This is a genomic window from Vibrio sp. 947 (assembly GCF_033339115.1).
Classification (GTDB): Bacteria; Pseudomonadota; Gammaproteobacteria; order Enterobacterales; family Vibrionaceae; genus Vibrio; species Vibrio alginolyticus.
In genome coordinates this window covers 1-12,094 of record NZ_JAWOTX010000026.1, presented here as the reverse complement: position 1 = coordinate 12,094, position 12,094 = coordinate 1, and the positions used below count along the sequence as shown (strand labels likewise).

Below are 12,094 nucleotides of genomic sequence, written 5' to 3'. Positions count from 1 at the left end.
ACTGCTCTGGGGTTTATTTTGTCAGCTCGAAAAGCATTTAGATCATAGGTGGTCAAAAGCCCCTAGAGCTGTACACTTTTGGGGAAAATTGAAATGGAATGCCGATTCTTTTCAGGAGAGATGTAAAAAAGCCCCAGTCTTTCGACTGGGGCTCTAAATAGCGGTCGGTGAAGAGCCGAATTCTAACTTCAGGCGAACCCCACTTGGGTTCAAATCCATTGATACATTACCGACTAATACAGTCCAAGCGAGATCATAAACTCTAAAACGACGAAAGCCTGCTAAAAAGCAGGCTTTCTAATAGTGGTCGGTGAAGAGGGATTCGAACCCCCGACCCTCTGGTCCCAAACCAGATGCGCTACCAAGCTGCGCTATTCACCGAACTGTATTTACTGATTTTCTCAAATCAGACAGGATACTTCAACTAAGAAGTCACCTTAATTAATGGGGTGGCTAACGAGATTCGAACTCGCGACCACCGGAATCACAATCCAGGGCTCTACCAACTGAGCTATAGCCACCATCAATTTTTGCTGTTTACCGCTCTATATAGCCATAAACTAAATAGTGGTCGGTGAAGAGGGATTCGAACCCCCGACCCTCTGGTCCCAAACCAGATGCGCTACCAAGCTGCGCTATTCACCGACGATATTTTATCTTGATTGAATCAAGATTGGGAGCAATGCTACCGCATTCAATCTAAAAAAGAAAGAATGGGGTGGCTAACGAGACTTGAACTCGCGACAACCGGAATCACAATCCGGGGCTCTACCAACTGAGCTATAGCCACCACTGATTTTTACCGATGTTATCCTCCGAGGCAATGGTACGCCCGAAAGGATTCGAACCTTCGACCTTTGGCTCCGGAGGCCAACGCTCTATCCAACTGAGCTACGGGCGCATGCCCTATCGGCGGAGTGGAATAATACGGATATCACACTATGCCGTCTAGTACTTTTTTTACTTTTTTTATCGTTTGGTCTCTTTTTCGACAGTTATCTTCCGTTAAAGTGGATTTTTGATGTGATTCACGCCCTGTCATGGATAACTTGTTGTTTATTGCAACAAGTTATCGGGATATAATCACCCATTATTTACATTGATTTAACAGCTGCAACCAAGTTGTCTAATCATTCTATGCCATTCAGTGGAATTTAATGATTTCTCTGCTCGGCATTAATACTCTAACTATATAAATAGGTAAGTCACTTACCTCGGGAATGTGAAGTGGGTTTAATGGATATGTCTCGACAAATGATTAGCGTTTTGTTCGCTGCCTTAACGTTTTCTACGGCAGCTTTAGCTTCTGACATCAGCCAAACTGAATACGATGCGATCGCAGAACGCATCCAACCTGTCGGTGATGTTTATCTAGCGGGTTCTGAGCCAGTGAAAGAAGAACCAACCGGTCCACGTGATGGCGCCACAGTTTATGGTACTTTTTGTATTGCTTGTCACGCATCTGGTGTAAACGGCGCACCTAAAACAGGTAATGCCGATGATTGGGCACCACGTATTGCACAAGGCAAAGATACGTTAGTGAAGCACGCATTAGAAGGCTTCAATGCGATGCCAGCCAAAGGAACCTGTATGGACTGTTCTGACGATGAAATCATCGCAGCAATTGACCACATGATTGAAGGTCTATAAGTAAAGGCATCAACGAAAAAGGCTTGCCAGTTGGCAAGCCTTTTTGTTTTTTAGTCAGTGAGAACAAGGTTACTTTACTTCTTAAACATTGCTCGAATATTAGCAATGTGTGCTTGACCTTTCGCCATACGCTCTTCTGCTGATACTGGCTTTTTGTTTACTTCCCATTCAACGTCATCAAATGGCAACTCATCCAAAAAGCGGCTTTGAGTCGGTTTGATCAACTCGCCGAACTGCCGACGCTCTTTACACATAGTGAAAGTCAGTTCACGTTGCGCTCGAGTAATACCAACGTACATCAGGCGACGCTCTTCTTCCACGTTATCTTCATCAATACTGGTTTGGTGCGGTAAAATACCTTCTTCGGACCCAATTAAGTATACATATGGGAACTCAAGGCCTTTTGATGCGTGCAAGGTCATCAGTTGTACTGCATCACTGTCTTCATCTTCTTCACCGCGCTCCATCATGTCACGCAAGGTCAAACGTTGAACGACTTCTTTTAACGTTTTCTCTTCTTGATCGTAGTTGTCACCCTCTAGGTCCGCCACTATCCAGGAATAAAGGTCAGAAACGTTCTTCATTCTCATTTCAGCGGCTTTCGGACTTGCTGAAGTTTCGTATAGCCAATCTTCATAATGGATATCACGAACTAGCGAACGAACCGCTTCGACGGTATCACCACGCTCAGCTTGATCAGCAATCGCCACTAGCCATTGGGTGAAACGACGCAGGTTTTCTAGGCCACGTCCCGTTAGGTGCTGTTCGAGCCCCATTTCAAAGCTCGACTCAAACAGGCTCTTGCCTCGCATATTGGCATAACTGCCTAACTTCTCTAACGTCACTGGGCCAATTTCACGTCGTGGAGTATTCACAATGCGCAAAAATGCATTGTCGTCATCCGGATTAACCAAAACGCGCAAATACGCCATGATGTCTTTAATCTCTGCGCGCGCAAAAAACGAGGTGCCGCCAGAAATTTTATACGGTACACGGTTTTGCATCAGAGACTTTTCAATCAAACGTGATTGGTGGTTACCACGATATAGAATCGCATAATCTTTATATTCGGTACGGTTTAGGAACTTATGCGCAATTAGTTCACCCGTTACGCGCTCTGCTTCGTGCTCTTCATTTTTAGCCAACAACACTTTGAGTTTTTCACCGTCAGGAATTTCAGAGAACAAGGACTTCTCATAGACGTGAGGGTTATTAGCTATCAAAATGTTGGCCGCACGCAGGATTCGACTCGTTGAACGGTAGTTTTGCTCTAGCTTAATCAAACGCAAATTCGGATAATCTTCACCCAGCAACACGAGGTTCTGAGGTTTCGCACCACGCCATGAATAAATAGACTGATCGTCATCCCCTACAACCGTCAATCGTCCACGTTCTCCGACAATTAATTTGACCAGCTCATACTGACTCGTGTTGGTATCTTGATACTCGTCAACCAGTAGGTAACGGATACGATTCTGCCAACGCTGACGAACGTCTTCATGATTACGTAAGAGTAAAACGGGCATCAAAATTAGGTCATCAAAATCAAGCGCGTTATAGGCTTTCATTTGCTTTTGGTACATATCAAAACAGAACGCAAACAATTGTTGCTGTTCACCTTGCGCACGCGCTTTGGCTTGCTCTGGCGTCAACATGTCGTTTTTCCAGTTGGAAATACAACTCAGAAGCTGACGTAGCAGATCTTTATCACCATCAAGCTGCTTTTCAGTAAGCTCTTTGAGCAGAGCTAGCTGGTCTTGGTCATCAAACAGTGAGAAGCCCGCTTTCAACCCTAAATGCTTGTACTCACGCTTGATGATGTTCAATCCTAAAGTGTGGAATGTTGATACCATCAAACCTTTAGACTCACCTTTCCCTAGCGTTTGACCTACACGCTCCTTCATTTCACGTGCTGCTTTGTTGGTAAACGTCACCGCCGCAATGTTACGCGCTTTGTAACCACATTGCTGAACCAGATAAGCGATTTTATTGGTAATAACACGAGTTTTGCCCGAGCCAGCACCAGCTAGCACTAGGCATGGACCAGACACGTATTTCACGGCTTCATCTTGACTAGGGTTCAGCTTCATAGAAATTCTCTGCGGGTGATGAATGTGGCGCCTATGATAAAGGGGTGGCCTCGTGAAAGCTATGCTGATTTCTTGTAATTTTCACACCAATTAAGTGCAATATTCTGTTGCATAAATGGCGGGTATTTAAGCTATAATGAATGAACGTTCATTCACTAAAGGGTGACATTATGAAGGATAACCCTGCTGTAGATAAACGAGAACAAATCTTAGTCGCTGCTGAACAACTCATTGCTGAATCTGGCTTTCAAGGGCTTTCCATGCAAAAGCTCGCCAATGAGGCAGGTGTCGCAGCAGGGACGATTTACCGTTATTTCTCAGATAAAGAACATCTTTTAGAGGAACTACGCCTTAACGTTGCTAAGCGTGTTGCTACTGCGGTGCAACTAGGTGTTAGTGAAGAGATGCCTTTAAAACAGCGTTATCGAACCATGTGGCTCAATATTTGGAATCTAGCGAGCTCGAACTTAAGTGCGATCAGCAACCGAGTCCAATATGAATCTTTACCCTGTTCAAATAGTAGCAAAGCTCGGGAACTTGAGAGACAAATGTTTGCCCAAGTAGATCTTCTTTTTAATCAGGGTAAAGACGAGGGAGTATTCAAGCTTCTCGATAACGAAGTACTTTCTGGATTAAGTTTTGAGGCAAGTGTTGCACTTGCTCGGAAACACGCTTTGGGATTTTATCAACTGGATAAGACGGCATTAGAGGCCGCTATTGAAGCCAGTTGGGATGCAATTATTAAACACTAACTTGGAGTTCTTAATAGAATGAAAAAGTGGACTTTCTTTATGTTACTTATCGCCGTTCTCTTGTTCGGCAGCGTGATAGGTTTCAATTTATTTAAGCAACAAAAGATCGCTGAATACATGGCAAACCGTCCTGAACCTGAGTTCCCAGTAACCGTGACAGAAGTGCAAGCGGTGGATTGGGTACCAGTCATCGAAGCAATTGGTTTTATCGAGCCAAACCAAGGCGTGACGGTAGCAAATGAGACCAGCGGTGTTATCGATAAAATCGCATTTGATTCCGGTACTCAAGTTAAATCGGGTCAGCCATTAGTGCTGCTTGATTCTGAAGTCGAAAAAGCAAATTTGAAGAGCTCGCAAGCTAAGTTGCCAGCGGCAGAAGCGAAATACAAACGCTACCAAGGCCTATTCAAAAAAGGCTCTATTTCTAAAGAAGCGTATGACGAAGCAGAAGCAAACTACTTCTCCTTAAAAGCAGACATTGAAAGCCTGAAAGCGACCATCGACCGACGCGAAATCAAAGCGCCATTTGATGGTGTGGTAGGTATTCGTAACGTGTACCTCGGTCAGTACCTACAGGCGGGCACCGACATTGTTCGCCTTGAAGATACCAGCGTGATGCGCTTGCGCTTCACCGTGCCACAAACCGATATTTCACGTATCAATATCGATCAAGAAGTGGATATCTTTGTTGACGCTTATCCAGACCAACCTTTCAAAGGGTCTATTTCTGCGATTGAACCAGCTGTAAACGTACAAAGTGGTTTGATTCAAGTTCAAGCGGATATCCCTAACAGTGACGGCAAACTGCGTAGTGGTATGTTCGCGCGTGCAAACATCATTCTGCCTAAATTAGAAAATCAGGTCACTCTACCTCAAACCGCGATCACATTTACGCTGTATGGCGACAATGTTTACATCGTAACAGAAGAAGATGGCGAAAAACGCGTTAAGCAGCATGTGGTAAAAGTTGGCGAACGCTCTAAAGATATCGCACACATTCTAGAAGGCGTGAAGCCAGGTGATGTAGTGGTGACATCGGGTCAAGTCCGTTTGAGTAACCATGCGAAAGTAAGCATTGTCGAAAGCGATGCAACTACCCCACCTGCTGAAACACCAATGCTTTAAGTTGGAGGCATCATGCGCTTTACAGATGTTTTTATAAAACGTCCAGTTTTAGCGGTATCGATCAGCTTTTTGATTGCATTGCTTGGTTTGCAAGCGGTGTTCAAAATGCAGGTTCGTGAATACCCTGAAATGACGAATACGGTGGTCACCGTGACCACCAGTTACTACGGTGCAAGTGCCAACTTGATCCAAGGCTTTATTACTCAGCCATTGGAGCAAGCGGTAGCGCAAGCCGATAATATTGATTACATGACTTCGCAATCGGTACTGGGTAAATCGACCATTACTGTCAACATGAAGTTGAATACTGACCCAAATGCGGCGTTGTCTGACATTCTGGCGAAAACCAACTCGGTACGTTCACAGCTACCAAAAGAAGCCGAAGACCCAACCGTAACCATGTCGACAGGTTCGACAACGGCGGTACTGTACATCGGCTTTACGAGTGACGAGTTATCTTCAAGCCAGATCACTGACTACCTTGAGCGTGTAATCAACCCGCAGTTGTTCACCGTAAACGGTGTGTCCAAAGTTGACCTGTATGGTGGTATGAAGTACGCACTGCGCGTATGGCTAGATCCTGCCAAAATGGGCGCTTTGAAGTTGACCGCAACCGATGTGATGAGCGTTCTTAACGCCAACAACTACCAATCTGCAACCGGTCAAGCGACGGGTGAGTTCGTGCTTTATAACGGTAGCGCAGATACTCAGGTATCAAACGTTGCTGAACTTGAAGCATTGGTCGTGAAAACTGGTGAAGGGGATGTCATCCGCCTAGGTGATATCGCTAAAGTAACGCTAGAGAAGAGTCACGACGTTTATCGCGCAAGTGCAAACGGTCAAGAAGCTGTGGTTGCAGCGATCAACGCAGCGCCAAGTGCTAACCCAATCAACATTGCAGCAGACGTACTTGAACTGTTGCCTCAGCTTGAGCGCAACCTACCAAGTAACATCAAAATGAACGTAATGTACGACTCAACTATCGCCATCAACGAATCGATTCACGAAGTAGTGAAAACGATTCTTGAAGCAGCAGTAATCGTACTTGTGGTTATCACACTGTTCCTGGGCTCATTCCGCGCGGTAATCATTCCTATCGTGACCATTCCACTTTCATTGATTGGTGTGGCAATGGTGATGCAGGCAATGGGGTTCTCTTGGAACTTGATGACGCTACTGGCGATGGTGCTTGCCATCGGTCTGGTGGTGGATGACGCGATCGTTGTACTAGAAAACGTTGACCGTCACATCAAAGAAGGGGAATCGCCATTCCGAGCTGCAATTATTGGTACGCGTGAAATTGCGGTTCCAGTTATCGCGATGACATTGACGCTAGGTGCAGTGTACGCGCCGATCGCATTGATGGGTGGTATCACCGGTTCATTGTTCAAAGAGTTCGCTTTGACACTGGCAGGTTCAGTATTCGTATCCGGCATCATCGCTTTGACACTATCACCAATGATGTGTTCGAAGATGCTGAAGGCGAACGAGAAGCCAAGCAAGTTTGAGCAAAAAGTTCACCATATCCTTGATGGCATGACCACTCGTTACGAAGGCATGTTGAAAGCGGTAATGGCTCATCGTCCGGTTGTTATTGCGTTTGCAATCATTGTATTTGCAAGCTTACCGGTCTTGTTCAAGTTTATTCCTAGCGAACTAGCACCATCTGAAGATAAAGGTGTGGTCATGCTGATGGGTACTGCCCCATCAAACGCGAACTTGGACTATATCCAAAATACCATGGATGACGTAAACCAAATACTCTCAGATCAACCGGAGGTGGAATACGCACAGGTCTTTAATGGTGTACCAAACTCAAACCAAGCGTTTGGCCTAGCAACATTGAAGCCTTGGAGTGAACGAGAGGCAAGCCAATCTGAAATCACGAAACGTGTGGGTGGCCTAGTATCAAGTGTGCCTGGTATGTCTGTCACTGCATTCCAAATGCCAGAGCTTCCAGGTGCAGGCTCAGGTCTACCTGTTCAGTTTGTAATTACAACACCAAATAGCTTCGAGAGCTTGTTTACTATCGCTAGCGATATTCTAACCGATGTTGCAAGTAGCCCAATGTTTGTCTATTCCGACCTGGATTTGAACTACGATTCAGCAACGATGAAGATCAAGATCGATAAAGACAAAGCGGGTGCCTACGGTGTGACTATGCAAGACATTGGCATCACTCTCAGCACCATGATGGCAGATGGTTATGTAAACCGAATCGACCTGAATGGTCGCTCGTATGAGGTGATACCTCAAGTTGAGCGTAAATGGCGTCTAAACCCAGAATCGATGAAGAACTACTATGTACGCTCTGTGGATGGTAAAGCGGTTCCATTAGGCAGTCTGATTACTATCGATGTGGTGGCTGAGCCTCGCTCTTTGCCACACTTCAACCAGCTAAACTCAGCGACTGTGGGTGCAGTACCATCACCTAGTGTTGCTATGGGTGACGCAATCGACTGGTTTGAAAATATTGCACAAACCAAACTGCCTGCAGGATATAACCACGATTACATGGGCGAATCTCGTCAGTTTGTAACGGAAGGTAGTGCCTTGTATGCAACCTTCGGTCTTGCACTTGCGATCATCTTCCTCGTTCTGGCGATTCAATTTGAATCACTCCGCGATCCTATTGTCATCATGGTATCTGTACCTCTGGCAATATGTGGTGCCTTGATCGCATTGGCCTGGGGTACGGCCTCGATGAACATCTACTCGCAGGTTGGTTTGATAACGCTGGTCGGCCTAATAACCAAGCACGGTATCTTGATCTGTGAAGTCGCCAAAGAAGAGCAGTTACATAATAAACTGTCTCGTATTGATGCGGTGATGGAAGCTGCGAAAGTGCGTCTTCGCCCTATCCTAATGACCACTGCAGCGATGATCGCAGGTCTTATCCCACTGATGTACGCAACAGGTGCAGGTGCCGCGCAACGTTTCAGTATCGGTATCGTCATCGTTGCTGGCCTTGCAATCGGTACACTGTTCACACTATTCGTACTACCTGTGATTTACAGCTACCTAGCTGAAAAACACAAACCTCTGCCAGTATTTGTTGAAGACAAAGACTTGGAGAAGTTAGCGCGAGTTGACGAAGCGAAAGCAGCTCATCGTGAATTAGCGGATAACAGATAAGCTATTAAGGCATTCAAAAAGGTCACTTCGGTGGCCTTTTTTATTGCCGCTCTCTTTTTTGCCATCTAAATGGCGACTTTCACGTATCATTTACTTAAAATGAGGACAAATCAAAAGGAGTTTTAGCCACTATGTTTGACCCAAAGAAATTAGAGCAAATTGCTAAACAGATTCACGACTCAATGCCTCAACCTGTAAAAGAGTTGGGCTCTGATGTCGATCAGAAAGTTCGTCAAGTAATCCAAGGCCAGCTAAACAAGCTAGATGTTGTAAGTCGCGAAGAGTTTGATGTTCAAACTCAAGTTTTACTACGTACACGTCAAAAGCTAACAGAAATGGAACAGAAGTTGGCACAACTTGAAGAAAAGCTTGCTGAAAAATAAGTATCAAAGCGCTCCTCACAAAGGAGCGTTTTTCTTATCGGCGCGCAGATAAATCGGCTAAAAACAAAAAGGCTTGGTCAACGGCGACCAAGCCTTTTGATTAGATGTTGTGTTTTATTTTGTATTTATCACTCCAGTCTGCCTGGAGTTTATCTACTGCGTTACTTGAGACTAAGTAAATTACGCTGTATTAAGGTTTCATTTCTAGGAGAAGGCGCGGACTTTACGATAGTAAACGAGCACCTTCGACACCGAAATGGAGCCTTAAGGCCAGTCATTTAGCCGCCCACCGCGATACGCTTCATATCAGTCATGTAACCACGTAGCTCTTCACCGATGTACTCTACAGGGTGGTTACGGATTGTTTCATTCACAGCGATAAGAGTCGCGTTATCCACTTGGTTAGACGTTTCACCTAAACCTTTACCAATTACGTCAGTATTTACGGCTGGCATAAACTTCTCACGTAGAAGCGGCGTTGCTACGTTAGCGAACAGGTAGTTACCGTATTCCGCAGTGTCTGAGATAACCACGTTCATCTCGTATAAACGCTTACGTGCGATAGTGTTTGCGATAAGTGGCAGCTCGTGTAGAGACTCGTAGTAAGCAGACTCATCGATGATGCCAGATGCCGTCATCGCTTCGAATGCTAGCTCAACACCCGCACGAACCATAGCAACCATCAAGATACCGTTATCGAAGTACTCTTGCTCAGAGATTTCTACGTCAGTTTCTGGGTAGTTTTCGAAAGCAGTTTCACCTGTTTCTGCACGCCAGCCTAGTAGATTTGCATCGTCGTTTGCCCAGTCAGCCATCATAGTGCTAGAGAAGTGACCGGTGATGATGTCATCCATGTGCTTGTTGTATAGCGGACGCATAAGTTCTTTTAGCTCTTCAGAAAGCTCAAATGCTTTCACTTTTGCAGGGTTAGTTAGGCGATCCATCATGTGAGTGATACCACCAAACTTCAGTGCTTCAGTGATGGTTTCCCAACCGTATTGAAGAAGCTTACCAGCGTAGCCAGGATCGATACCATCAGCAATCATCTTCTCGTAACACACGATAGAGCCAGCCTGTAGCATGCCACAAAGGATAGTTTGCTCACCCATTAGGTCAGATTTCACCTCAGCAACAAAAGAAGACTCTAGACAGCCAGCACGGTGACCACCGGTTGCAGCAGCCCAAGCTTTCGCGATATCCCAACCTTCACCTTTTGGGTCGTTCTCTGGGTGAACAGCGATAAGAGTCGGTACACCGAAACCGCGCTTGTATTCTTCACGAACTTCCGTACCTGGACATTTAGGTGCAACCATTACTACCGTTAGGTCTTTACGGATTTGCATGCCTTCTTCAACAACGTTGAAACCGTGAGAGTAACCTAGTGCTGCGCCTTCTTTCATTAACGGCATTACCGTCTCAACAACGTTTGTGTGCTGCTTATCTGGAGTAAGGTTTACTACTAGATCAGCTTGTGGAATTAGCGTTTCGTAGCTACCTACCTCAAAACCGTTGTCTTTTGCGTTTTTGAATGACTGGCGTTGCTCATCAATCGCGGCTTGGCGAAGCGCATAAGCAACGTCTAGACCAGAGTCGCGCATGTTCAGACCTTGGTTAAGACCTTGAGCACCACAACCTACAATGACTACTTTCTTACCTTTCAGATAATCCGCTTCTGAAGCGAACTCACTGCGGTCCATAAAACGACAACGACCTAATTGGTCCAACTGCTCGCGCAAGTTTAGGGTATTGAAATAATTAGCCATCTGGGTGCTCCTTTGAGATTCTTCCATTGAGGTCAGTAATTGCCTTACCGAATAACTTCATACTAAAACAGACATGAGATTGCTTAAAGTGATATATTCACAATTAGTTATTGCAATTTATGCAACATGGAAATGAAAATTTAATGAATATCAAAAGCCTGCAACTTTTCATTCATCTCTGTGAGAGTAAAAGTTTCGCCAAGACCGCAGCGGCAATGCATATTAGCCCTTCAGCCTTAAGCCGACAGATACAAAAATTAGAGGAGGAAACCAGCCAACAATTGTTTTTACGCGACAACCGTAGCGTTGATTTAACTATCCAAGGTAAAAAGCTAGTCCCAGTCGCCTTAAAGATTCTTGGCGAATGGCAGCAGTATCAGAGTCACCTGAAGGGAACCGAGGATGAATTGAAAGGAGAAATCCGTCTCTTTTGTTCTGTTACTGCAAGCTACAGCCATCTGCCGGAGCTAATATCTGACTTTCGTATTCAGAACCCTTTCATTGAATTCAAACTATCAACCGGCGATCCAGCTCAAGCGATCGACAAAATACTAGCAGATGAAGCCGATATTGCCATATCAGCCAAGTCAGAACAGATGCCAAATAAAATCGCATTTGAAACGATCAGTGAAATCCCACTTTCTGTCATCGTACCTGTTGGGGTTAGTGCGTTTGCTGAAGAGCTACAAAAAGAAAAACCAGACTGGTCGGTCATTCCATTCATACTCCCAGAAGCAGGAACGGCAAGGGACAGGGCCAATACTTGGCTCAAACAAATGAAAATAAAGCCAAAGATCTACGCACAAACCTCCGGACATGAAGCCATCGTAAGTATGGTTGCATTGGGGTGTGGAGTAGGTATCGCACCTGATGTTGTAATCAACAACAGTCCGGTAAGAGAAAAGATAAATCGTTTAAAAGTCTTACCAATTAAACCTTTTAAACTTGGTGTTTGCTGCAACAAAACTCAGCTGGAGAATCCGCTTGTTAAAGCCTTTTGGAAGGTTGCAGAGAGCAAGTATATCGCACCTTAGATGAACACTTTTTAGGTATAAAGTGAGCTAATTTTAAAACTCTATAGATGCAAAAAAGCCCGCTCTTTCGAGCGGGCTTCTTAAATTTAAAGCCTGGCGATGTCCTACTCTCACATGGGGAAGCCCCACACTACCATCGGCGCTATTTCGTTTCACTTCTGA

Annotated in this window: 8 protein-coding genes and 5 tRNA genes; 6 read left to right on the top strand and 7 right to left on the bottom strand. The window is 45.1% G+C overall.

The window, feature by feature from the left end; genetic code table 11:
- Nucleotides 1-304 precede the first annotated feature (304 nt).
- From R7Q39_RS23950 to R7Q39_RS23930, 5 genes are all read right to left on the bottom strand, one after another.
- A tRNA-Pro gene (locus R7Q39_RS23950) sits at nt 305-381 on the bottom strand.
- A gap of 64 nt (nt 382-445) precedes the next feature.
- Nucleotides 446-521, bottom strand: a tRNA-His gene (locus R7Q39_RS23945).
- A 47-nt stretch (nt 522-568) separates the two neighbouring features.
- Nucleotides 569-645: transfer RNA gene (locus R7Q39_RS23940), tRNA-Pro, on the bottom strand.
- Nucleotides 646-714: 69 nt separating this feature from the next.
- Nucleotides 715-790, bottom strand: a tRNA-His gene (locus tag R7Q39_RS23935).
- A 34-nt stretch (nt 791-824) separates the two neighbouring features.
- A tRNA-Arg gene (locus R7Q39_RS23930) sits at nt 825-901 on the bottom strand.
- A gap of 335 nt (nt 902-1,236) precedes the next feature.
- On the opposite strand from R7Q39_RS23930, the gene R7Q39_RS23925 reads away from it, so the two are divergent.
- Nucleotides 1,237-1,650 carry a c-type cytochrome gene (locus R7Q39_RS23925; RefSeq protein ID WP_005384252.1) on the top strand — a complete coding sequence of 138 codons (414 nt, stop codon included), beginning with the start codon at nt 1,237-1,239 and terminating at the stop codon, nt 1,648-1,650.
- 74 nt (nt 1,651-1,724) lie between these two features.
- Here R7Q39_RS23925 and rep read toward each other — a convergent pair whose 3' ends face one another.
- Nucleotides 1,725-3,740, bottom strand: coding sequence for a DNA helicase Rep (gene rep / locus R7Q39_RS23920; RefSeq protein ID WP_005379104.1), 2,016 nt, complete (start codon nt 3,738-3,740; stop codon nt 1,725-1,727).
- Nucleotides 3,741-3,910: 170 nt separating this feature from the next.
- Between rep and R7Q39_RS23915 the strand changes: the two genes are divergently transcribed.
- The 4 genes from R7Q39_RS23915 to ubiK all read left to right on the top strand — a co-directional run bounded on the left by R7Q39_RS23915 (nt 3,911) and on the right by ubiK (nt 9,135).
- Complete coding sequence (locus R7Q39_RS23915; RefSeq protein ID WP_005384254.1) at nt 3,911-4,492, top strand: TetR/AcrR family transcriptional regulator; 582 nt, start codon at nt 3,911-3,913, stop codon at nt 4,490-4,492.
- 18 nt (nt 4,493-4,510) lie between these two features.
- Nucleotides 4,511-5,617: a multidrug efflux RND transporter periplasmic adaptor subunit VmeC gene (vmeC, locus tag R7Q39_RS23910; RefSeq protein WP_005379101.1), complete on the top strand. Its 1,107-nt coding sequence runs from the start codon at nt 4,511-4,513 to the stop codon at nt 5,615-5,617.
- Nucleotides 5,618-5,629: 12 nt separating this feature from the next.
- Entirely contained in the window at nt 5,630-8,752 is a 3,123-nt protein-coding gene (gene vmeD / locus R7Q39_RS23905; protein WP_005379100.1) for a multidrug efflux RND transporter permease subunit VmeD, read from the top strand.
- Nucleotides 8,753-8,883: 131 nt separating this feature from the next.
- Nucleotides 8,884-9,135 (top strand): ubiquinone biosynthesis accessory factor UbiK, encoded by a 252-nt coding sequence (gene ubiK, locus R7Q39_RS23900; protein ID WP_005379099.1) that lies wholly within the window; start codon nt 8,884-8,886, stop codon nt 9,133-9,135.
- Between the two features lie 278 nt (nt 9,136-9,413).
- On the opposite strand, the gene ilvC is transcribed toward ubiK, so the two are convergent.
- On the bottom strand, nt 9,414-10,898 hold the full coding sequence (gene ilvC / locus R7Q39_RS23895; RefSeq protein WP_005379098.1) for a ketol-acid reductoisomerase: 1,485 nt from the start codon (nt 10,896-10,898) through the stop codon (nt 9,414-9,416).
- A 143-nt stretch (nt 10,899-11,041) separates the two neighbouring features.
- On the opposite strand from ilvC, the gene ilvY reads away from it, so the two are divergent.
- The gene (gene ilvY / locus R7Q39_RS23890) at nt 11,042-11,932 is read left to right on the top strand and encodes an HTH-type transcriptional activator IlvY (protein ID WP_005379097.1); all 891 of its coding nucleotides are present in this window, start codon (nt 11,042-11,044) and stop codon (nt 11,930-11,932) included.
- The last annotated feature ends 162 nt before the right edge of the window (nt 11,933-12,094 follow it).